Source organism: Metabacillus bambusae (assembly GCF_017497975.1).
GTDB lineage: Bacteria > Bacillota > Bacilli > Bacillales > Bacillaceae > Metabacillus > Metabacillus bambusae.
Genome location: NZ_JAGDEL010000017.1, coordinates 35,295 through 56,691, shown reverse-complemented (window position 1 = coordinate 56,691; position 21,397 = coordinate 35,295). Strand labels below are relative to the sequence as shown.

At 34.7% G+C, this 21,397-nt stretch carries 25 protein-coding genes and 1 other RNA gene; 18 read left to right on the top strand and 8 right to left on the bottom strand.

Annotated elements, in window-relative coordinates:
- Window positions 1-215: 215 nt before the first annotated feature.
- Both nth and I7822_RS19575 read left to right on the top strand, forming a co-directional pair.
- Complete coding sequence (gene nth, locus I7822_RS19580; RefSeq protein WP_207980768.1) at window positions 216-881, top strand: endonuclease III; 666 nt, start codon at window positions 216-218, stop codon at window positions 879-881.
- On the top strand, window positions 871-1,440 hold the full coding sequence (locus I7822_RS19575) for a YpoC family protein (protein ID WP_207980767.1): 570 nt from the start codon (window positions 871-873) through the stop codon (window positions 1,438-1,440). The genes nth and I7822_RS19575 overlap by 11 nt, the downstream gene beginning before the upstream one ends.
- Window positions 1,441-1,477: 37 nt before the next feature.
- Here the strand turns inward: I7822_RS19575 and I7822_RS19570 are convergent, their stop codons facing one another.
- Together I7822_RS19570 and recU are read right to left on the bottom strand one after the other, a co-directional pair.
- Complete coding sequence (locus tag I7822_RS19570) at window positions 1,478-4,135, bottom strand: penicillin-binding protein 1A (RefSeq protein WP_207980766.1); 2,658 nt, start codon at window positions 4,133-4,135, stop codon at window positions 1,478-1,480.
- A gap of 86 nt (window positions 4,136-4,221) precedes the next feature.
- A complete protein-coding gene (gene recU / locus I7822_RS19565; protein ID WP_307847820.1) occupies window positions 4,222-4,812 on the bottom strand; it encodes a Holliday junction resolvase RecU in 591 nt (196 codons plus the stop codon).
- A 285-nt stretch (window positions 4,813-5,097) separates the two neighbouring features.
- Between recU and I7822_RS19560 the strand changes: the two genes are divergently transcribed.
- The gene (locus tag I7822_RS19560) at window positions 5,098-6,081 is read left to right on the top strand and encodes a DUF2515 domain-containing protein (protein WP_207980764.1); all 984 of its coding nucleotides are present in this window, start codon (window positions 5,098-5,100) and stop codon (window positions 6,079-6,081) included.
- Between the two features lie 67 nt (window positions 6,082-6,148).
- On the opposite strand, the gene I7822_RS19555 is transcribed toward I7822_RS19560, so the two are convergent.
- Window positions 6,149-6,247: a spore protein gene (locus I7822_RS19555; protein WP_207980763.1), complete on the bottom strand. Its 99-nt coding sequence runs from the start codon at window positions 6,245-6,247 to the stop codon at window positions 6,149-6,151.
- Between the two features lie 177 nt (window positions 6,248-6,424).
- On the opposite strand from I7822_RS19555, the gene I7822_RS19550 reads away from it, so the two are divergent.
- Together I7822_RS19550 and I7822_RS19545 are read left to right on the top strand one after the other, a co-directional pair.
- Window positions 6,425-6,685: a hypothetical protein gene (locus tag I7822_RS19550; protein ID WP_207980762.1), complete on the top strand. Its 261-nt coding sequence runs from the start codon at window positions 6,425-6,427 to the stop codon at window positions 6,683-6,685.
- A 55-nt stretch (window positions 6,686-6,740) separates the two neighbouring features.
- The gene (locus I7822_RS19545) at window positions 6,741-7,106 is read left to right on the top strand and encodes a DUF1798 family protein (protein ID WP_207980761.1); all 366 of its coding nucleotides are present in this window, start codon (window positions 6,741-6,743) and stop codon (window positions 7,104-7,106) included.
- Between the two features lie 254 nt (window positions 7,107-7,360).
- Here I7822_RS19545 and I7822_RS19540 read toward each other — a convergent pair whose 3' ends face one another.
- Complete coding sequence (locus I7822_RS19540; RefSeq protein WP_207980760.1) at window positions 7,361-7,525, bottom strand: hypothetical protein; 165 nt, start codon at window positions 7,523-7,525, stop codon at window positions 7,361-7,363.
- A gap of 258 nt (window positions 7,526-7,783) precedes the next feature.
- Between I7822_RS19540 and I7822_RS19535 the strand changes: the two genes are divergently transcribed.
- On the top strand, window positions 7,784-8,128 hold the full coding sequence (locus tag I7822_RS19535; RefSeq protein WP_504739656.1) for a YppG family protein: 345 nt from the start codon (window positions 7,784-7,786) through the stop codon (window positions 8,126-8,128).
- A 161-nt stretch (window positions 8,129-8,289) separates the two neighbouring features.
- On the opposite strand, the gene I7822_RS19530 is transcribed toward I7822_RS19535, so the two are convergent.
- The 3 genes from I7822_RS19530 to I7822_RS19520 form a co-directional block, all read right to left on the bottom strand.
- On the bottom strand, window positions 8,290-8,550 hold the full coding sequence (locus I7822_RS19530) for an Acb2/Tad1 domain-containing protein (RefSeq protein WP_207980758.1): 261 nt from the start codon (window positions 8,548-8,550) through the stop codon (window positions 8,290-8,292).
- Between the two features lie 62 nt (window positions 8,551-8,612).
- Window positions 8,613-8,861 carry a sigma-G-dependent sporulation-specific acid-soluble spore protein CsgA gene (locus tag I7822_RS19525; RefSeq protein ID WP_207980757.1) on the bottom strand — a complete coding sequence of 83 codons (249 nt, stop codon included), beginning with the start codon at window positions 8,859-8,861 and terminating at the stop codon, window positions 8,613-8,615.
- 6 nt (window positions 8,862-8,867) lie between these two features.
- Window positions 8,868-9,053 carry a hypothetical protein gene (locus tag I7822_RS19520; protein ID WP_207980756.1) on the bottom strand — a complete coding sequence of 62 codons (186 nt, stop codon included), beginning with the start codon at window positions 9,051-9,053 and terminating at the stop codon, window positions 8,868-8,870.
- A gap of 122 nt (window positions 9,054-9,175) precedes the next feature.
- Here I7822_RS19520 and I7822_RS30290 point away from each other — a divergent pair, with 122 nt between their 5' ends.
- On the top strand, window positions 9,176-9,301 hold the full coding sequence (locus I7822_RS30290; RefSeq protein WP_279382000.1) for a hypothetical protein: 126 nt from the start codon (window positions 9,176-9,178) through the stop codon (window positions 9,299-9,301).
- A gap of 59 nt (window positions 9,302-9,360) precedes the next feature.
- On the opposite strand, the gene I7822_RS19515 is transcribed toward I7822_RS30290, so the two are convergent.
- Window positions 9,361-9,837, bottom strand: coding sequence for an Hsp20/alpha crystallin family protein (locus tag I7822_RS19515; protein WP_207980755.1), 477 nt, complete (start codon window positions 9,835-9,837; stop codon window positions 9,361-9,363).
- Window positions 9,838-10,229: 392 nt separating this feature from the next.
- Here I7822_RS19515 and I7822_RS19510 point away from each other — a divergent pair, with 392 nt between their 5' ends.
- The 11 genes from I7822_RS19510 (at window position 10,230) to I7822_RS19460 (ending at window position 21,303) form a co-directional block, all read left to right on the top strand.
- Complete coding sequence (locus I7822_RS19510) at window positions 10,230-10,727, top strand: PTS sugar transporter subunit IIA (RefSeq protein ID WP_207980754.1); 498 nt, start codon at window positions 10,230-10,232, stop codon at window positions 10,725-10,727.
- 140 nt (window positions 10,728-10,867) lie between these two features.
- Window positions 10,868-13,144, top strand: coding sequence for a DEAD/DEAH box helicase (locus I7822_RS19505; protein ID WP_207980753.1), 2,277 nt, complete (start codon window positions 10,868-10,870; stop codon window positions 13,142-13,144).
- Window positions 13,145-13,480: 336 nt separating this feature from the next.
- A complete protein-coding gene (locus I7822_RS19500) occupies window positions 13,481-14,746 on the top strand; it encodes a ribonuclease H-like domain-containing protein (protein WP_207980752.1) in 1,266 nt (421 codons plus the stop codon).
- A gap of 302 nt (window positions 14,747-15,048) precedes the next feature.
- Complete coding sequence (locus tag I7822_RS19495) at window positions 15,049-15,327, top strand: spore coat protein (protein WP_207980751.1); 279 nt, start codon at window positions 15,049-15,051, stop codon at window positions 15,325-15,327.
- Between the two features lie 236 nt (window positions 15,328-15,563).
- Entirely contained in the window at window positions 15,564-16,124 is a 561-nt protein-coding gene (locus I7822_RS19490; protein WP_207980750.1) for an SLOG family protein, read from the top strand.
- Between the two features lie 104 nt (window positions 16,125-16,228).
- Window positions 16,229-16,528, top strand: a complete 300-nt coding sequence (gene gpsB / locus I7822_RS19485) for a cell division regulator GpsB (RefSeq protein ID WP_207980749.1) — start codon at window positions 16,229-16,231, stop codon at window positions 16,526-16,528.
- Between the two features lie 70 nt (window positions 16,529-16,598).
- Window positions 16,599-16,993, top strand: an RNA gene (gene rnpB / locus I7822_RS19480) — RNase P RNA component class B.
- Window positions 16,994-17,218: 225 nt separating this feature from the next.
- Window positions 17,219-18,367 carry a THUMP domain-containing class I SAM-dependent RNA methyltransferase gene (locus I7822_RS19475; protein WP_207980748.1) on the top strand — a complete coding sequence of 383 codons (1,149 nt, stop codon included), beginning with the start codon at window positions 17,219-17,221 and terminating at the stop codon, window positions 18,365-18,367.
- A gap of 127 nt (window positions 18,368-18,494) precedes the next feature.
- A complete protein-coding gene (locus tag I7822_RS19470; protein WP_207980747.1) occupies window positions 18,495-18,680 on the top strand; it encodes a hypothetical protein in 186 nt (61 codons plus the stop codon).
- Window positions 18,681-19,003: 323 nt separating this feature from the next.
- Entirely contained in the window at window positions 19,004-19,198 is a 195-nt protein-coding gene (locus tag I7822_RS19465; protein ID WP_066331726.1) for a hypothetical protein, read from the top strand.
- Between the two features lie 182 nt (window positions 19,199-19,380).
- A complete protein-coding gene (locus tag I7822_RS19460; RefSeq protein WP_207980746.1) occupies window positions 19,381-21,303 on the top strand; it encodes an ATP-dependent DNA helicase in 1,923 nt (640 codons plus the stop codon).
- Window positions 21,304-21,397 lie beyond the last annotated feature (94 nt).

The following is a 21,397-nucleotide window of genomic DNA, read 5'->3' as shown; positions in this document are numbered from 1 at the left end:
TTTGAAAACAAAACCAATAAAGTAATATTGCATCTTTATTAAAATGAAGTAAAAGATCGTTTTATTATAACCACTCAAATATGCAGGCTCGATCAGAGCAAGCACTAAAAAGTGATGCTTCTCAACCAGTTCTTTCGAAATAGGATGGTTTTATTCTAATAAAAGACGTATTTCCGTCCCAATTTTCTACAAATAAAAATAAAGCAGGTGAAACCATGCTAACAAAAGTTCAAATTCGAGAATGTTTAGATACATTTCATAACATGTTTCCAGAAGCACATTGTGAATTAATTCATGATAATCCATTTGAGCTTGTTATTGCTGTTGCATTATCAGCACAATGTACAGATGCACTTGTAAATAAAGTAACAAAAGATTTGTTTCAAAAATATAAAACACCAGAGGATTATCTTGCAGTTCCACTTGAGGAATTACAATCCGATATTAAATCTATTGGCTTATTCCGTAATAAGGCTAAAAATATCCGAAGCTTGTGTGAAACGCTTCTTGAACAATATAATGGAGAAGTTCCTCGTGAACATGAAGAATTAACAAAGCTTGCAGGCGTAGGGCGTAAAACAGCAAATGTTGTCGTGTCTGTTGCATTTGGTGTTCCAGCTATCGCTGTAGATACACATGTTGAAAGGGTTAGTAAGCGATTAGGTATTTGTCGTTGGAAGGATTCTGTTTTAGAGGTTGAAAAAACATTAATGCGAAAAATTCCAAAAGAGGAATGGTCAGATACTCATCATAGGTTAATCTTTTTTGGTCGTTACCATTGTAAAGCCCAATCACCTAAATGTGAGGTTTGCCCACTTTTACATTTATGTCGCGAAGGGCAAAAGCGGATGAAAAAGGATAAGTCTACACATGTTAGATAATCATAGTGCTGAATATAAAGTGCCAGAAGCATTTCTAGTTGCCCCTTTTTCTACAAAAAGAACAACGTTTAAAATGGTTGATATAGTTAATTTTGAGGATATCATTAGAAAGGAGCCCTTTTATTTTGATATGCTCCATTTAGCAAGCAATCAACCATGCGAAGATCCTCCTTGGAAGAACTCAGAGGTCGCAGTAAAGGCTGTTATCGAGCAATGGAAGATGTTAAAACCGGAATTACAAACAAGTTATGCTAAGAGAAAGACAAATTTGCAGGTTGAATCAGCATCTATTCAATCTATCTCATTATTTTTACTAGCTCTTTTTTGGTCGAATCATACCCCAATAAAAAGTTTACATGTAAAAGATATGATGGTTTCAGAATTGAATCAAAAACCGGTAAATTGTGAAGAACGGTTATTGTTTATACTTAATAAACCTAGTGGATACCATTCTTTTATCCAGCTACAACAATTGTTTGATGAACTTGAAAAAAATTTCTATAAAACATTGGCGATCCAGCGCTTGAAACAGAAAAAAGAGATTACTGCTAACGAGTAATCTCTTTTTTTCTGTTTAGAGAGAAGAGAGAATCATCTTATTCTTCTTCTCCATCTTCTTTTCTTCCATTATTATCTTGGGGAGGTGTAATGGCATCGGTAGCAGGCTGTGTATCAATATCCTCAGGATTAATTACTTCACTGTCCTGATTGCCATCTTCGACTTCAGTTTCATCTTGATTGCCATTGTCGTTTTTGTCTTGATTGCCATTCCCATTCTCGTTCCCATTACCATTGTTATTTGTGTCTTTTTCCACATTTTCTTCTTCGGTTCCTTCAGCTTCTCCAGGAAGCTCTGGAACATCCACTTCTGGCTCTGGTACTTGAATCTTCGTTGCAGCTTCATCACTTCGATTGCTATTATCGTCATCACTAACAGCTACAACCTGGAATGAATAGATGGCACCTGGAATAACATCAGCTATTTGATAACCCATATTTTTAGATGTATTTACGACTTGGTATGGGCCTTCATCAACAGACTGCCTTACCTCAAAGGAGACATTATCTAAAGCATTCTCATCGAAACTCCAACTAAGACTTATAGAATTAGTTACTTGATCATAATTTATATTTAGATTTGATGGTTTATCAGGTTTTTGGATCACGTATTTTTTTGAAACCTTTGAAGGCTCAGAACCTTTAACAAAATATTCATAGGAAATTTTGCTTGAAGGTGTATATTCACTTGCTAAAACAGCTTCCATAGAACCTTTTTCAACGGCTTTTTTCACTACACTATCTGGTTGTTCAAAGTCTGCTGTATCGTCACCTGCAATTTCAGAGAAGACCTCTTTAAACATAGCTCTTGCAAGCTTTTGATCTGACGAATCCAAGTAGACCTTTTCACTGTCCTCTGTAATGTTATATCCAGTCCAAACAGCTGCGGTATAGTTTGGATTATAGCCAACAAACCAGGCATCCTTTGCAGCACCAGAAGGGATGTTGTATTTTGCTCTATCATCATCAGTAAAGTTTGTTGTACCTGTTTTCCCAGCAATATTTACATTTGGAATAGCAACTGATTTACCAGTTCCATATTCTACAACAGATTTCATCATGTCTGTAATCATGAAAGCAGTGTAATCGCTCATTGCTGGCTCAGGTTCTGGAGCAAGACTTATTTCAGTCCCATCGCTTAAAACAATTTTTTTAACAGCGTGTGGTTCAATAAAAATTCCATTATTTCCAAAGGCACTAAAAGCTCCTGCCATTTGGAGAGGGGATACACCATGTTTAAAACCACCGATTGCATATGACTCATGAATTTCAGGTAGAGGGATACCAAGACCTTGAGCAAAATCTTGAGCTTTTTCTAATCCAACCTTCTGTAATGCTTTTAATGCTGGAATATTTCTTGAATAAGCTAATGCTTGTCGAATGGACATTTGGCCCATATAATCTCTATCCCAGTTATTTATTGGTGTTTTTCCATCACTATATGTGTATGGCTCATCACGAATTTGTTCATATGTTGAATCAAATTCTAAATGTTCAATCGCTGGGCCATAATCAAGGATAGGTTTAATCGTTGATCCTGGTTGTCGTCTAGTGTCTGTTGCGTAATTGTAACCTCCGACAGGTTGATTACGTCCGCCACCTATTGCACGAATTTCACCAGTTTTCGTATCAATTAAAGCGATACCTGCTTGTAGCTTATCATCAGGATAATTAAGTGTATCACCATTTAGCACATTTTCGACTGTATCTTGAGCCTTCGGATCTAAAGTAGTATAGATTTCTAATCCAGCAGATCCTGCATCAATATCAGTTTTTTCTTTTACTTCTTCAATAACTTCTTCAACGAATGCATGATAAGGATTTGCTTTTTCAGTCGGTTCGATGACTGTAGATTGTACAGGGATATTCTTTGCCTCATCGGCTTCAGCTTCAGTAATAAAACCATGCTTAGCCATTAATGTTAACACGATATTACGTCGTTTCTCTGCACTCTCAGGATTTGTTCTAGGATTATAGTTATTCGGACTTTGAGGAATACCAGCGATCATTGCTGCCTCATGAAGCTCTAACTCGCTTAAATCCTTACCATAAAACGATTCAGCAGCTTGTGCTACACCATATACATTTCCAGGAAAGTAAATTTTATTTAAATACATTTCAATAATTTCTTGTTTTGAATATTTTTGTTCTAATTGAAATGCTAGCCATACTTCTTGAACTTTTCGTGTAATGGTTTTTTCTGTTGTTAAGAGGGAGTTTTTAATAACCTGCTGTGTTATAGTACTACCACCCTCTGCACCAAAACCTTCTTGTATGTTTGCTACAAATGCACCACCAAGACGGATAATATCTACTCCGTTATGTTCATAAAAACGTGCATCCTCTGTAGCAAGTACTGCTTCTTCAAGAATTTTAGGAATGTCATCATAAGGGACATATGTTCGTTTAACTTGACCAAATTCGGTAATTTCCTCACCATTTATATCATAGATGACTGAGGAGAAAGAATCCTTTAATTTTTTATCATCTAGTGAAGGTGCCCCGGCTACGATTGCTGCAAATGTAATTCCACCTGCAACCATTCCTACAATTCCAATGGCTAATAATGTTAATAAAATCTTTTTCCACAATGGAGATGATTTCTTACTTTTTTGCTTTTGCTGTTTTTTTTGCTTTGGCGAGTTTTGCGCCTGTTGTCGTTTCCGTTCTTCACGACTTCTATATTGTTCTGACATTTTACTACCAACCTTTCATAATAGGCTTTCATTAAAAAGCGTTATTATAAGTAACTATAAGTAACGATTCATATTTGAAATCTATCTTAAAAATATAGTTTATCGATAATTTTAAGATAGTCAATCCTTGCTTGATAACCTAAAGGGATTTTATGACCATGTTCATTCAATTCATTAAGTGTGATTGACTTTCTTCCACCAGTTTCTTGCCGGTTCCAATAGGTTAACAGGTTTTTAGCATCTAAATAATAAAATTCATTAAATGCTGACAAAATAACAAAGCATATCCCACCTTGTTCGACTATATTTCTCATATGATCAATTTGGTGAGCATGAAAATTTTGTAAAGGAAAAGAGGTTTTATTTTTTGTTTCCTTTGCTTCGAAATCAATGTATTTACCACGATATACCCCATTATAATCTGTTGTTGAGCTTTGTTTAAAATAAGCCTCTTTGATCACTGCTGCACTCCTTCTAGGGTAGTCAACATTAACGATTTGGACAGGTGTTGGCTTTTTATGTATAACAGCTAGTTTGTTTTCAAGATAGAATTTATTTGTTTCATTTAAATCTTCTTCAAGTGTCATACCGCGATTGCTATAAGTGATCGATTGCTGTTTTTTCTGTAGGAATTGTTCCTTTGGCTCATAAGGCTTTCCGTTAGGGTAACGAAAAATCATACTTAACCTCCTCATTGAAACTACTACCTATCATACCAAAAATATCAAGAAATGTTTGATAAAAAAGTTTCAATTTTGTTAATGTGTACATTCTAAACGTTTAGGAGACGATAATTTGTATGACGGTAAGGTAGAAATATCCGCTTATTATTTCATGAATTTTTTCTTTTAGCTGTTAAAAATATAAATGATCTCAGACACAGATTATAGATCAAGCTTTTTCCTTCTTAATTGAACATGGCTTGTAAATATTTTAAATTTCGTTTTATTTGAGGTGGAACAATGTTTAACAGCAAACCATTAGCGAAAAATAGAATGAGTGATCAAGAAATCATCACATCTATAGTTAATACGACAAGAAAAAAAAATTACGACAATATATCTAGAACAAAAGCGTATCAGGACTTTTATGAACGTCACCCAGAAATAAAATGGTCATACCTTGCTAGTATGGTTTCAAGAAATGCAGGCTGGAGCATGACAGACCTGCAAGGAAAATGGTTCAGAAAAGCGTTAAGTACGGAACAGAGATCGTTGCTTTTTATGACATATGAACGAGCAAATTGGACAATTTTTCAAGATGCATACCCACAACTATTACTTTATGAGTGGTCAAAAAAGGTAAATAAGCCACTTTTTTATTTATTCGATTTTTTTCAGATATCTCAATTTATGTTAAAAGAATGGAATGATTTTTGGTGTAATAAACAAACAAATCGATTATTAACCGCACTTATTATTAATGAGCAAAATGTAATTCAAACGCCTGTAATAAATAATAAACAGTATAAGAGCTTAGTGTTTAAAAAGAATCCTTATAAAATTCAAGATTTGCTTCACTTTAGTACAGTTATATTTCCAACCTTAAGTGGAGAACTGTTTGGTTTTTCTGTTTATAACTTTAATAATCTGACAAATAGGATTGAACTTGGTAAGAGATTGGCTTGGTTACTATTCTATGCTGGTTTATATGAACAATTTTTGACTTTTTCCCGGTCTGTTCAACACACTGGCTCAAGATATGATTATGAACAAACCTTTCCCGAAAAAAATAAAAGGGAAACACCATTATTGCGAACAGCATATCCAATGGTTCCACATAGTATAGACGATAAAAAGCAAGATTGGTTTCATGGTCAAAATACAATAAAATGGTTTAAAGAACCCAAAATCCCCAAAAACTATGAACTAACTAATTGGTTTAGACATAAGCAAAATCAATTACACTTATTAACATTACTTCAAGAGTATTGGAGAAATGGATAAAGAAAGCAAGGACGGTGGTCCTTGCTTTCTTTTCATTGGTGAAATCACTTTAAATACCCTTTACCTTTTACGTTGAAGGTCGATTAGGACCATCCAGCTTTTTATCTCCTGTACTACGTGCTTTATCATCAGCAGATTGTTGTTTACCTTTTGGTTTTTTAGCCATTGTTAGCACCTCCTATGAAGTAGTCTTTACTAATGTAATTGTTTCCATGCAGGTCGAACATAGATGTCGAAGAATGTACATTTTCACTTTCTTTGACGAATAGAAACTAGTTTTGTCAAGCATGAAGGTGGTCATAAATATTCAGCGAATTAACTATCAGTAAGAGGAGGGAGAACGTTGAAAAATATCATTGAAAAGAGTGTAATTGAAGGGAAATTAGCAGAATTAGAACAAGAGCTTACGGCACTTGAGGAAGTATTTATAGATAAGGTTTCAACTAATAAAATGGAGATTAAATTGCAGGAGGATGCTAGTCGTATTGATCAGCAGCTAACTGAACTAATTTCTTGTTTAAGCATAGAAAAAGAAACACATCTAAAGAATGATAGTTATCAGTCTCATACTTCCTGCTTTCCTTTTGTAGCAACAAATATTTAAGTGATGTGCGTTATTTTAACTGATTTGGTATGATAAGTGCAGAGGTGAGCTTTAAATGGAATTAATCATGTTTTCAAGAGAGCTTCTGCAGCTTTTAGATGATTGTAAGGTTAGATTTGAAAAAATAAAGCAAAAACCAGAAAAAACTGAATCGCTTTTTTATAATGAGGTAAAGCCTGCGTTCGAGAAGGTTATGAACCAAGCAACTAAGTGGAAGCCGTTAGCAGAGGCTTGGGTAAACGAGCATAAACCTAAATATATCCATCAATCACAAATTGAATCAACGATTGATAATATTGAGCAGATTGTCCTACAGTCATTTTATAAAGATGTAAATAATCAAAGATTTCATAATCTCCATCATTCTGTGGAATATATTATCCATAGTATTCTCGCAGAGATTGAAGTAGGGACTGACTAGAGCAGTCCCTTATTGTCGTTCATATATTATAAAATTTCTGTACTGTGGATAAATTCATGTCCACAAGCTTCTAGCATTTGTTCATGTCTAGGAATTATAAAATTCTTATACTGTGAATAAGCGCTTGGCATCCAGCTCCAGCGCCTAGCCCCTCGAGGTCATAAGCCACTTAAGAATTGAAGGTAAAGAACACCTTCAATTCTTAAGCGTCTTATTTGCCCGAGGCTGTTCAAGGCGCTTGCGCTTTTGTTCTTTTACTTTTCTGTCTTAATACTAACTGGACCTTGACCTTCACTTGCGACTGGTTCAATAGCATATGCTAAATGTTCTGTTTCCTTATCAGGAACTTCTTGTCCATGCTTTGGAATTGTAGGATCATGTCCTCTTTCTTTATGGTTAAAATGTTTCCCTCTTGCCAAGATAATCCCCCCTTAATATGTTCCCTTCTAATATGAGCAAATCAAGCAAAATTCATGTATTGATTTTTGTTTCACCCAATAGGCATTTTATTCATATAGTAAGAACAACTAGGTTTCGATTAATGGGAGGAGGAATTTTAGATGAATCAACAACATGCTTTTCAAAGAAGGAGAAGAAGAGAAAGTCCGTACTATCCACCAGTTCAGCCTTTTCCTTTTTTGGAGCAACAAACTTCTGATTTTCAAAATGGCCAAAATATGAATGCTTCAACGTATCAGCAACAATATCAAAACCCGTATTATCAACCTTATCAGCAACAATACCAACCACAGTTTAAAAATCCGTATCAACCATTTTATGGAACTGGAAACAATAGTATTTTAAATGGACAGTATATGAACTCGCAATATCCAACACCATATCCTAAGCCAGTACCTAACTTTAAACAACAGCCAACAGGTTTTCAAACAGTTATTTCACAATTTAAAAAATCTGATGGTCAATTAGATATTAACAAAATGATGGATACAGCAGGACAAATGATGAGTGCTGTAAACCAAATGGGAGGACTATTTAAAGGGGTTACCTCAATGTTTAAATAAATGCTACGGGATAAAGAAAAGAGCAAATACGAGGAAGACCTCATTTTTGCTCTTTTTTTAATTGTGCAGCAAGTAGTTGTTTCACTTCATTATAAGATAATCCTGATTGAGCGTTTAAACGCTTGACTTCATCCACATTTGTATTAGAATATTTTTTTGTACTAAAAGGTTTCAACATACTCATTCCCTCGATTTTTCTCTTCCAATCGTTCTTTTCTTACACGAAGTGCATAGTTAGCACTTTGTAAATTTGAGATTGCCAAAGAATTTTCTGGGCAGGCAAAATCACCATTCTGGTGTGATTTTAGTTTTTCGACAAGTACACTTATTACATCTTCAACTTGACAACCATTGACACCTTCTTTATCAATAGCACCTGTTTGGAATTTAATATTAATGTAGTGATTGCTGTTTCGATTCATTTTAATTTCACTCCCTTGGACACAATTTTCAAAAATTAAAATTTATGTTTTAAGAAAACAATTTAAATTAACAATTCATAAACCTCGTTTAATTGGTTGCCCCTAATAAAATCTTGTTCATTAAATGCGTATTTAATTTCATCAGGTAAAACATTGTTTAAAAATTGAATCTCATCTTCATCCAGTGTTAACACGAAGTCTCTTTCAGATTTAAATTGTCCTTTTTCTAATTTTAAGCTAATTCTTTTAGCTACTGAGCTACTATCATAATTTGAAATTGCTTCTGTTAAATATCCTAATGTAAAATCCACGATCAATCAGTCCTTAAAAAAGTTTTTGAATTCAGTTGAATTTTCAGATGTATTTGAATAAGGATTATCTTTACCGATATCTTTGCTATCTAAATTTGTTTTGATTACGAGAGTTGGGGATGAAGTTGGTTCTGCGATCACACGATCGTTTAATTCATCGAAGTCAGGTAGATCTGTTTTCTTTTTGTCCATTTTAACACCTCCATGCTTTAGTGTTTGATGTAAAGTGTATTTCTCTCTCGTCAAAATTTGGATTTTTTTATCGTCATAGATTTTTTCTTAATGTGTAATAGTAAAGTTAAGAGGTGATGAAAATGGTGAGAATAAAACGTAAACAATCAAGAAAAAGCGAAGTTACAGCTTCTGCAAAAGATTTAGCAAACGATCCAACACCAGAAGAAAACCCTAAGTATGGTAGTAAATCACATAAAAACAGTTAAGGTCAGACACGTGAGTGTCTGACCTTTTCACTGTATTTTCATTATGTTATAGTAAATTTTTAGAAATCGTCTTCTATTAATAGGCGTTCTGTATTTTTGGGTATCGTAACAATTAAGGAACCTTTTTTGAAAGTTGTTTTAATTTCATTTTCATTAACAGGATAAGGTAGTAGAATTGTTCTTGATAAACTATCAAATGATGTATAATTTCTAAATGTAGATGACATTTCATTGAATTCTTTAATTTCTTCGCGATTTGTGATAGAAATCGTTAAATATTGGTCAAAAAGCTCTAATTTAATTTGTTCTTTTTTAACGGGAGGAATTCTTAATTCTACTACACAATTTTTATCTGTTTCATATGTGTTAACATTAATGTGGTGATAGGGAAATGAATCAGTAAGCATTGTATCAAATTCATTCATAAATTGCTTTAAAGGTTCTGAGCGAAAAAACTGATCAACAATTTGGAAAAAGTCTAGCTGTTCTATTGGTTGCTCATTATTTTTATTTACCAAATTATCCTTTTTTCTCATTTTAACCCACCCTACATAATATAAATTACAAATTATTATATGAAGATTTTGAAAAAAGGTTTATGGTATTTAGATATAGGATTTTTTGTTAAGGTAAATCGTTCCATAGTCCATAAGGTATTGAATATTTAGGAAGCGAATATTAAAACAAGGCTCTATTCTAAGAGATTGTTGCTTTTAAAACAAAAACTAATTCAGGTTGATTGGAACGATTGCGAGACTCCTGCGGGAGCAGCGGGACATGTGAGATTCATGCAGGCGTTTACGCCGGGGATGCTCACCGCCAGCCCCGCGGAAAGCGAGCATCTCTCGCTGCAATCAACCACACCGCTTTACTTGGTTAATAGCAACAAAGTTTGCGAAAACAGCCTAAAACAAAGAGGAGGATTTTTATGTTAAAATCATTATTTGGAAAAAAAGAAAAAGTGACTAATGAATCAATTTTTGCCCCGTTAACTGGAAAATTATTAGATATCGAAGAAGTACCAGATCCTGTATTTTCTCAAAAATTGATGGGGGAAGGGATGGCGATTGAGCCAACAGAAGGAGTTATTGTTGCTCCTATTGATGGACAAGTTATTCAAGTCTTCCACACAAAACATGCTATTGGATTGCGTTCGCAAACAGGATTAGAGCTACTAATACATATTGGACTTGAAACAGTTAGTATGAATGGAGATGGCTTTGATGTCCATGTTAAAGAAGGACAAAAGGTAAAAGTGGGTGATCCATTAATTACCGCTGATCTTTCCTTGATAAGGGAGAAAGCCGCGAGTACAATTACACCAATTGTTATCACGAACTCAGATATACTAGAAAACATCACAAAAGTCTCATCAGGAAATGTAACAAAAGGTACTTCAAATATACTAGATGTAAAAGTTAAGTAATTCAAACTTACACCTTAAATAAAAAAGTTTTAATTCAAAGCAGAAAATATTTCTGCTTTTTATTTATTTACGAACGTTTATTCGGTAGAATAGGAATTGAACATCCACATTTGTAGGACAAAGATAGAGGTGGAAATAAAATGGAATTCAGAAAGTCGTTAACAAGTCTTCTTCATGCTTTAAAACAAGAAAAAGAATTTAGTGAACAAATTGTTCATTGGCATACGATCCCATCTAAAGAGGCGGAAGCGATTAATTTGCCTGATGATATAGATACACGCTTAAAAGTAGCTTTGCAAAATAGAGGAATTTCAGATTTGTATACACATCAATATGAGGCCTATCAATTTGCGAAAAATGGCTCAAACTTTGTTGCTGTCACCCCTACGGCATCAGGAAAAACGTTGTGCTATAATCTTCCGGTCTTGCAGAAAATTTTAAATGATGAAACAAGTAGAGCATTATATCTTTTTCCGACAAAGGCACTTGCACAGGATCAAAAATCGGAATTAAATGAGATTATATCTGAAATGGGTGTCGGATTGAATTCCTATACATATGACGGTGACACGTCACCTGCGATTCGACAAAAGGTAAGAAAGGCTGGACATATCGTTATTACGAACCCAGATATGTTGCATTCAGCGATTTTACCACATCATACGAAGTGGGTATCTCTTTTTGAAAACCTAAAGTATATCGTGATTGATGAGCTTCATATTTATCGAGGAATATTTGGTAGTCATGTTGCCAATGTCATAAGACGCCTTAAACGTATTTGTCAATTTTATGGAAGTAACCCGCAATTTATATGTACATCTGCAACCATAGCAAATCCTAAGGAATTAGCTGAGACATTGACAGGTACAGAAATGGAACTCATTTCTAAAAATGGGGCTCCATCGAGTAAAAAGCATTTTATTTTTTATAATCCACCAATTGTGAACAAGCCCTTAAATATTAGAAAAAGTGCAACGCTTGAAGTGAGAAGGCTTGCAGGGCATTTTCTGAAAAATAAAATCCAGACGATCGTTTTTGCCCGAAGTCGAGTACGAGTGGAGATTATATTAACTTATTTGCAAGAACTAATAAAAAATGAACTAAAACAAAAGTCAATTCGTGGATATCGTGGTGGGTATTTACCAAAACAAAGAAGAGAGATTGAACAAGGTCTGAGAAACGGAGACGTGTTAGGCGTTGTTAGTACAAACGCACTTGAATTAGGGGTTGATATCGGTAGGTTGCAGGTTTGTATCATGACTGGTTATCCTGGAACAATTGCTAGTGCATGGCAGCAAGCAGGTAGAGCTGGAAGAAGACAAGGGGAAGCAGTGATAATAATGGTTGCGAGCTCTAGTCCGCTAGATCAATATATTATTCAAAATCCTAATTATTTCTTTGAACAAAATCCTGAAACAGCTATCATAAATCCTGACAATCTCGTCGTTCTTGTGGACCACTTGAAATGCGCAGCTTTTGAGCTCCCTTTTAAAAATGGTGATACATTTGACGGACTTGAATTAGAAGATATTTTACAATTTTTAGCAGAAGAACGGGTTTTATATTATAACGACAACACATACCATTGGATGAATGATTCCTTCCCAGCCCATAACATTAGCCTTCGTTCAGCATCTCAGGAAAATGTCATTATTATCGATCAATCTGATATTGCAAATGTAAAGGTGATTGGGGAAATGGATCGATTTAGTGCAATGACTCTTTTACACGATGAAGCGATTTATTTACATCAAGGAGTTCAATTTCAAGTGGAAAAGCTTGATTGGGAGGAGAAAAAAGCATTTGTAAGGGAAGTGGATGTTGACTATTTTACAGATGCAAATTTGGCTGTACAGCTTAAGGTTCTAGAAGAAGATATGCTCCAAGAGAAAGAAAGTGCTGAGTATGGATTTGGCGATGTAACCGTTCAAGCGATGGCAACGATCTTTAAGAAAATAAAATTTGATACTCATGAAAATATCGGTTCAGGTCCTATCCATCTTCCAGAAGAAGAGCTTCATACAAATGCAGCATGGATGAGTCTACAGCCGTTCGATAAAGAAGAAATGTCAGAAAAACGGCTAGAAGAATCATTGATTGGAGTTGCACATGTTCTTCAGCATGTAGCACCATTAAAAGTGATGTGTGATCCGTCTGACCTCCACGTAGTTGCTCAAATAAAAGCGGTTCACAATAATAAACCAACTATTTTCTTATACGATCGATACCCGGGAGGCGTCGGATTGGCAAAGAAAATTTACGAAACAATGAATTCTGTCCTTTTAGAAGCTATTAAATTACTGTCAACTTGCCCATGTCACAATGGTTGTCCTTCTTGCATTGGGACTGAAAGCATCTCAAATTCAATCAAAAAAGATTCTTATCTTCTTCTTACAAAACTTGCTATTAAGAAATAACAGCAACATCTAGAATGAAGGAAAATCATCTTAGAACTAAAATCCCCACGCAAATATGGTGATACGAACAGAGCAAGCTATATAATCAATTATTACATTTAAATTCGTATAATTTAAGGCTCTGTTAAAGCTCACTGTTGATTTTTGCACTTAGTTGATTGAACGGAAACTTGAGACTCCTGCGGGTGGCTCACCGACCGCTAGCGGAAAGCGAACTCCTGTAACGAAATCAACACCCAGTTTAACAGAGCCTAATTTAATAATAGGATTTTTACTGATAATTAATTAGTGTAGCTCTATCCTATACCCTTCATACTAAATTAAAGGATGAGGCAAATGTCGTTAAAAAATAAATTAAATCGGTTGAAAAAGCATGTGATTAGAGAAGAAAAAGATTCAAGTGATCAAAAGGTAGATCATGATCCTGTTGATCACTTGTGGAAAGAGCATCAAACATCTGTCTTTTCATATGAGGAGCAAGTATGTCTAATAAGGGAAGTGACCTATCCTTTAGATTTTAAACACGGACATTATCAGCTTGGTGAATTCCATAAGATTGTTTCGATGTGGAATGATAGTGATCGGGCCCATCCGTTATCATGTAAAGGTCATGAAGCAAGTGAATTATTTTTCTTTGATACTGAAACAACAGGTCTTGGTGGGGGAGCGGGGAACACTATCTTTTTATTAGGTCAAGCACAAGTTTTTACTGATCGTGTTGTCATTAAGCAGCATTTACTACCTAAGCCTGGCAATGAAGTTGCCTTATATCAAAGTTTTTTACAAGGAATTAATAGTAAAACTCTTGTTACCTATAATGGCAAAGCATTTGATTGGCCACAAGTCAAAACAAGGCACACGTTAATACGCGACTCTGTCCCAAGTCTTCCGGCTTTTGGTCATTTTGATTTGTTTCATGCAGCAAGGAGACTATGGAAAAGTCAACTTGATTCCGTAAGACTTGTTAATGTTGAAACTGAAATCCTTAATATTACCCGAGAAAATGATATTCCTGGGTTTCTAGCACCAATGCTTTATTTCCAATTTGTTAAACAACAACAACCAGATATCATAATGGGAGTCCTGAAACATAATGAAATTGACGTATTATCGCTTATCACTCTATATATCCATTTATCTATAAAGCTTTTAGAAACAGATAATGAAGCAAATGCATCAGAGCACTATGAAATTGCCAGATGGTTAGATTATATAGGGGAAAAATCATCTGCATTTTCAGCTTATCAATCTTTAATGGAAAAAGAACCAAATAATAAGGATGAAGCAAATTACAATCTTTCACTGCATTATAAGAAACAAAAAGAATGGAATAAAGCGATAGAATCATGGAAGGAAATAATTCACTCATCAAATAATAAAACTATTATTTGTAAAGCATCGATTGAATTGGCTAAATACTATGAGCATAAGGAAAAAAACTATGATGATGCTATCCACTATAGTGAACTTGTGAATAAGATGGTAAATGAAAACGAGCTAGTTTTACTGAAATCAGATATACGTGATGTTGAAAAAAGAATAAATAGATTGAAGCGGAAATATTCAGAAAATATTGCCCGGGTAAGCGCAAAAAGTGAGTGAATTCGTCAAAAAAATGACGAAATTATGAATTTATATAGATCAAGCAATAAACCAATTGTAGATTCCTGTAGAACGATGTAAAATAAGTGACTGTACTAACTTTTAAAAGGGAGAAGAATATTGTGTACAAAAACATATTATACTTGTTTTTCATCGTTATCGTTTTAACAATTTTTATTTTCACAAATTTCAAAGAAAGCTTTTATGCTTTTCTATAAAATTAGGTACTTGCATTAGTACATGTACATCCCTTTCATCATAGGCTAGAAGTGTAAGACAAATGATTGAAAGGAGAATGATATATGCATTGTAGACCTAAAGTAATGGCACCTATCGTACACCCTACTAAATGCTGTGTACAAAATAATTATTCTGAAACGATCGTACCACACATCCATCCACAACACACAACAATTGTAAATCATGACTTTTATAAGCATCAACACTATTTCCCGCAAACTCAATCAGTTGAGAATGAGGTAACACATCAACACTTTAACGTGTATGGTCAAGCTCCTGCTCCAGGTTTTGGCTTCGGAGGCCCAAGACCTCGCCCAGGCTTTGGCCCATTTGGTCGATAAGTAGACGGATTAGGAGCTGTATTTTCAGCTCCTTTTCTTATTATTAGCTCAGTTAATGCTCATTGTTGATTTTGGTACTTTGTTGATTGGAGCGAACGCCTGCAGCGGAAATCAACAACCAAGTTTAACAGTCCATTATTAAAAAAATCCCCAGTTAAATGCCTTTTTTTTTACGTACTCATTATTATTAGTTATAATGAGTACGTAATATCTCGTATATTGATAAGGTGATTATTGTGAAGGTTTTAACAATCTCTGGATATAAATCGTTTGAATTAGGAATTTTTAAAAATGATGATCAAGCGGTACAATACATTAAAAAGGCAATTGAAAAATCGTTAGTTGGTTTCGTTGAAGAAGGGCTCGAATGGGTAATCATTAGTGGACAAATGGGTGTAGAATTATGGGCAGCTGAGGTTGTTTTTGATTTACAAATGGAATACTCAGATTTAAAGCTAGCTATTTTAACGCCTTTTCTTAATCAAGAAAGTAAATGGAATGAAACAAACAAAGAATATTATGAATTTATCTTGTCTCAGGCTGATTTTGTTGATAGTATTACAAAACGAGAGTATGAAAGTCCAATACAATTCCGTCAAAAGAATGAATTTCTTGTAAGTAAAAGTGAGGGTCTGCTCCTCATATTTGATGAAGAAAAACAGGGCTCACCAAAATATTTATTGGAAACTGCAAGAAAAAAGCAAGAATTAACTAGTTATTTCATTGGATTTATTACATTTTCTGACCTACAACTAGTTGTGGAGGAAGAAAATATGAAAAATGTTGATTTTTGGTGATTTGTGTAAGATAATAACGGAAAATTGCGATTGATTGAAATTGACAATTAGCGAGATTTCTGAAAAAATATAGGTTGATGACTTCGCTATAAGAGGTGAAAGATATGCTTTCAGATAAAGTGAAATTAACGGCAAAAGAAATTTTGGAACGAGAATTTAAATCAGGAGTAAGAGGCTATAAACAAGAGGAAGTTGACAAGTTTTTAGATCTTATTATAAAAGACTATGAAACATTTCATCAAGAAATTGAAGATCTACAACAGGAAAATCTTCGTTTGAAGAAGCAACTAGATGATACATATAAAAAACAGCCACCAGTTCAAACGAACACAACAAACTTTGATATCTTAAAACGTTTATCTAATCTAGAGAAACATGTATTTGGCAGTAAACTATATGAATAAATAATCCATTTTTTTACACTTGTTTTATTAAGGATATTTAGGTATACTTAGTTTTGCTGTTTCATTAATAACGTTCAGGTAATCGCTGCAGTCTTTAGGATTGTAGAGGAAAGTCCATGCTCGCACGGTGCTGAGATGCCCGTAGTGTTCGTGCCTAGCGAATTCATAAGCTAGGGCAGTATGAGCTTTTAGCTCGGCTGACGGCAGGGAAAAAGCCTAAGTCTTCGGATATGGCTTGACTACCTTGAAAGTGCCACAGTGACGGAGTCTTACAAGAAATTGTAAGAGTGGAACGAGGTAAACCCCACGAGCGAGAAACCCAAATTATGGTAGGGGCACCTTCTTGGAGGAACCAAACGAAGAGAAGGACAGAAGTTTTCACAAGCTTCTGTAGATAGATGATTACCACCTGAGTACGAGGCTTTGCCGCTTGTAGTACGATGGAACAAAACATGGCTTATCGAACGTTATTAATCAGTATGAAAACATATGCACAAGGGGCTGATCAATTCAGCCCCTTTTCATTTACATATTTTCTGGTTATATAATGTCAAAATAGACGATGATGTTATAGAGAAAAGGCTTGCCCTGTAGTAAGGGAATGTGTTGTTAATAAGCAAATATATTATTTGCCTATCCAAGATAAAATTTGACTAGTATAGGTAATAGAGATAAAGGTAGGGTGAAAAAATGAATAATAAGTTAACACTAATTGCAACATCAGCAATGGGTTTAGAAGCTATTGTTGGTAAAGAAGTTAAGGATTTAGGGTATGAGTGCAAAGTAGAGAATGGCAAAGTAACTTTTGAAGCTGATGCACTAGCTATTTGTCGATCAAATTTATGGTTGCGAACAGCTGATCGTATTAAGATTAAGGTTGGAGAATTTCACGCAAAGACCTTTGATGAGCTTTTTGAAAAAACAAAAGCGTTAAACTGGGGCGATTATTTACCAGTAAACGCAGAATTTCCTGTAATAGGGAAATCTGTAAAATCTACTTTAGCAAGTGTACCTGATTGTCAGGGAATTGTTAAAAAGGCAGTAGTTGAAAAATTAAAGACTCATTATAAAACCACCGGTTGGTTTGATGAAGATGGACCTCTTTTTCGAATTGAGGTAGCACTTTTAAAGGATGTTGCAACAATTACAATTGATGCAAGTGGTACAGGTCTCCATAAGCGAGGGTTTCGAATTGATCAAGGGGGAGCACCAATTAAGGAAACACTTGCAGCAGCTCTAGTCTTACTAACAAGATGGACACCAGATCGTCCGTTTGTCGATCCGTTTTGCGGTTCAGGTACAATCCCAATGGAGGCAGCACTTATAGGTCAAAATATAGCACCAGGTTTTAATCGTGAATTTGCTTCAGAAAAATGGCACTGGATTGGCAAGGAAAAGTGGGATCTTGCAAGACAGGAAGTTGAAGAAAAGGCTAAGTATGATCAACCACTCGATATCCAAGCTGCAGATATTGACCATCGTATGATCCGTATTGCTGAAGATAATGCTGAGGAAGCGGGTCTTCGGGAGCTTATTAACTTTAAACAAATGCAAGTTAAGGATTTTACAACAACAAAGGAATTTGGAGTGATAGTCGGCAATCCTCCTTATGGTGAACGACTCGGTGAGAAAAGAGCCGTAGAACAAATGTACAAGGAAATGGGACAAGCATTTGCTCCGTTAGATACATGGAGTATCTATATGCTTACTTCGCATGAGGGCTTTGAAGACTTTTACGGAAAGCCTGCCACAAAAAAACGCAAGCTGTTTAACGGCTTTATAAAAACAGATTTCTATCAATATTGGTCAAATGTACGCCCACCAAGAAACAAGGACTAAATTAGCTGGCAGACTTTATAGTGTATTAGTGAATTTTAGAGTCAGCTTCTATTGTCTTTAACAGATAATTGCTCTACGCTAATTAGACTATCCTTGTTATAATAATGGATAAAGGGAGGTGGAATAATTGTCTTCAATACTTAATCAGCTTGGACCAAAATATTTTGCTTTAGAGGCAGCGCGTGTAGATGCAAGTCCAACCGAAGTAATTATAACGAATGATGAAGGAAATACATACTATATTGTTACACCTGATGTGTTAACAGAGGAGTTACTAGAATTGGGATATAAAAAAGTAGAAGGCGAAGAGTAATTTCTCTTCGTTTTTCTAATTCCCAAAAACCATTAAGCTTTTTCTCGAAGTTTATTTCTGGAAACTTTCTTCTAGCTAACATAGATCACTTTACATCTGCCTTATTCGAATAAAATAAGCTTGTTTTGTTAAATATAAGACCATTCCTAAAAATGACTTTTTTCAATGTGAAAATCAGCAAGTAAATATTAGTAATAAAGAATAAGACCGAAATCATATGATTAATAATTAGCATATACTTTTCATGCTAGATTTATAATAGGTTCTTACTTTAATACGGTTGATTTGATATTGAAAGTAATAATGAAGGGTGGTTTTATTTTATGTATGAAGATCAGCAATTTCAACTTATTTCAAAGGCACTAAGTTCCACTCAAAAATCGTTAGAGGAACAAATAGGATTAGAATCTCCTGCTGTGCTTCAAATAGGAAATGCTAGAGAAGATATGATTAAAGCTTTATCACATGCGACATCGATTGATCACCAATTAATAATTGAAACTTTATTTGATAAATAAAGTTTAGAAAAGCTTGGTTTACCAACATACTTAGAAAATAAATTCTGAAAGAAAAAAGGAGTGGCTAATATGGCTAACTCCTTTTTAGATGTATACATATGAATTGACATCTTCTTTATTAAATAAGATAATTATATTTTGTGGATTAATTGGAATTTGAAAATATTGGAGGAAACGTACACATGGTGACGTCCCGTTTGCCTTTTGCTATATCAAAGGATGAGAGCTTTTACCAAGCCTTAAACAATTGGATAGGAGATGTTTTTTACGATATCCTTCCTGAGAAAGGGTTTGAGTTAAGAGACGAACAAATTTTCATGGCCTTTCAATTAGAGAGGGCTTATCAAGAGAAAAAGGTTATGTTTGCTGAGGCAGGGGTTGGTACAGGGAAAACAATCGTGTACTTGCTATATGCTTTATCATATGCGAGATACACAGGTAAACCAGCTATCATTGCTTGTGCTGATGAAACATTAATAGAACAGCTAGTTAAGCAAGAGGGCGACATTGCAAAGTTGTCAGAATTTCTTGATTTACAAATGGATGTTCGACTTAGTAAAACCCATAGTCAATATCTATGTTTAAATAAACTAGATGAAGTTATTCAAAAAAATGGGAATGAAAAATATTTAGATGTCTATCAATCCCTCCCAGACTTCGTTCATGAAAAAGCTGGTATGCAACAATTTTCAGCGTATGGTGATCGTAAGGAATTTGGCCATCTTTCTGATGAAGAATGGGACAAGATTGGATGGGACACCTTTCAAGATTGTTTTACTTGTTCACAACGCCATCGCTGTGGTTTGACCTTATCACGTGATCACTATCGTAAAGCTACTGATATCATTGTCTGTTCACATGACTACTTTATGGAGCATGTGTGGACATCTGAATCAAGAAAACGTGAAGGACAAATGCCGCTATTGCCTGAGTATAGTAGCGTTGTATTTGATGAGGGGCACTTATTGGAGTTTGCTGCCCAAAAAGCACTAACACATCGTGTTAAGCAAAGCTCGTTACAAATTTTTTTAGAACGATTACTACAAAACGAGATTCGTGAAGAGCTCGCATATCTAGTTGAAGATGGTCTAGCTATTAACGACGAATTTTTTGATGATTTACAAGAATGTACCACTAGTGTTGAAGGATCAAATCGTTTAAAAATTAATCGCAAGACTAAACTTCAAACTACAGGAAGAAATCTACAAAAAAAATTAGCTGAAATTAGTGAAGCACTTGTATTTGAAGGCGAGCTCTTTACAATTGATGATTATGAATTAAAAATTGTTGAAGAGTTTATTGATCAAATGGAGTATTCACTTTCATTGTTTAATCAAAAAAATAACGCTGTGAGCTGGGTTGAGGAAAAAGACAACGATTATAGTCTAGTTATCATGCCAAGAAAAGTAGAGGAAGTATTAAAAGAAAGAGTATTTTCTAAGAACTTGCCTTTTATTTTCTCTTCAGCTACTCTTTCAGAAAGTAAATCCTTTGATTTTATTGCAAACAGTTTAGGTATAAACGATTATTTATCACTTTCTGTTGAATCACCTTTTGACTACGATGAGCAAATGAAATTACAGCTTATTAATGAAGTAGAACGCGCAATGAAATTTTCTAAAACGCTAGAAGAATTAAATCAATCTGGAGGAAGAGGACTTATCTTATTCTCTTCACAACAAGAATTAAAGTGGTTCAAAGCTTCTATTGCTTCAAATAGGTATGAGTTTCCAATTATTTTTGAAGGTGATAAAGAAATTAGCTCACTTGTCAAGGAATTCCAGCAACACGAGGAATCAGTTCTTTGTGCAGTTCATTTGTGGGAAGGCCTTGATATACCAGGTCCATCACTATCTAATGTGATTATATGGACTCTACCATATCCTCCTGAAGACCCTGTGTTCGAAGCGAAAAAGTCAGGTAAGAAGGATCCCTTCAAGGAAGTGGATTTACCATATATGCTCTTAAGGCTGAGACAGGGGATGGGCAGATTGATAAGAACTAGTGAAGATAGAGGATCTATCACAATTTTCCTGGGAGAGAATGATCAGTCTGTTATGGATCAAATAACTGCTGTATTACCTGTAGAGCCAATTATTGGATAGACAAGAGCTGTTGCTCTTTGTCTATCCTTTTTTATATTTTAAAAATGTTGCATAAATTGCAGAAGGAATTTGATTGACAATATCGGTTCGCCTA

Coding starts and splice junctions, on each gene's coding strand:
- nth (WP_207980768.1), top strand. CDS start 216: ATGCTAACAAAAGTTCAAATTCGAGAATGTTTAGATACATTTCATAAC.
- I7822_RS19575 (WP_207980767.1), top strand. CDS start 871: ATGTTAGATAATCATAGTGCTGAATATAAAGTGCCAGAAGCATTTCTA.
- I7822_RS19570 (WP_207980766.1), bottom strand. CDS start 4,135: ATGTCAGAACAATATAGAAGTCGTGAAGAACGGAAACGACAACAGGCG.
- I7822_RS19560 (WP_207980764.1), top strand. CDS start 5,098: ATGTTTAACAGCAAACCATTAGCGAAAAATAGAATGAGTGATCAAGAA.
- I7822_RS19555 (WP_207980763.1), bottom strand. CDS start 6,247: ATGGCTAAAAAACCAAAAGGTAAACAACAATCTGCTGATGATAAAGCA.
- I7822_RS19545 (WP_207980761.1), top strand. CDS start 6,741: ATGGAATTAATCATGTTTTCAAGAGAGCTTCTGCAGCTTTTAGATGAT.
- I7822_RS19535 (WP_504739656.1), top strand. CDS start 7,784: ATGAATGCTTCAACGTATCAGCAACAATATCAAAACCCGTATTATCAA.
- I7822_RS19530 (WP_207980758.1), bottom strand. CDS start 8,550: ATGAATCGAAACAGCAATCACTACATTAATATTAAATTCCAAACAGGT.
- I7822_RS19520 (WP_207980756.1), bottom strand. CDS start 9,053: ATGGACAAAAAGAAAACAGATCTACCTGACTTCGATGAATTAAACGAT.
- I7822_RS30290 (WP_279382000.1), top strand. CDS start 9,176: ATGGTGAGAATAAAACGTAAACAATCAAGAAAAAGCGAAGTTACAGCT.
- I7822_RS19515 (WP_207980755.1), bottom strand. CDS start 9,837: ATGAGAAAAAAGGATAATTTGGTAAATAAAAATAATGAGCAACCAATA.
- I7822_RS19510 (WP_207980754.1), top strand. CDS start 10,230: ATGTTAAAATCATTATTTGGAAAAAAAGAAAAAGTGACTAATGAATCA.
- I7822_RS19505 (WP_207980753.1), top strand. CDS start 10,868: ATGGAATTCAGAAAGTCGTTAACAAGTCTTCTTCATGCTTTAAAACAA.
- I7822_RS19500 (WP_207980752.1), top strand. CDS start 13,481: ATGTCGTTAAAAAATAAATTAAATCGGTTGAAAAAGCATGTGATTAGA.
- I7822_RS19495 (WP_207980751.1), top strand. CDS start 15,049: ATGCATTGTAGACCTAAAGTAATGGCACCTATCGTACACCCTACTAAA.
- gpsB (WP_207980749.1), top strand. CDS start 16,229: ATGCTTTCAGATAAAGTGAAATTAACGGCAAAAGAAATTTTGGAACGA.
- I7822_RS19475 (WP_207980748.1), top strand. CDS start 17,219: ATGAATAATAAGTTAACACTAATTGCAACATCAGCAATGGGTTTAGAA.
- I7822_RS19465 (WP_066331726.1), top strand. CDS start 19,004: ATGTATGAAGATCAGCAATTTCAACTTATTTCAAAGGCACTAAGTTCC.
- I7822_RS19460 (WP_207980746.1), top strand. CDS start 19,381: ATGGTGACGTCCCGTTTGCCTTTTGCTATATCAAAGGATGAGAGCTTT.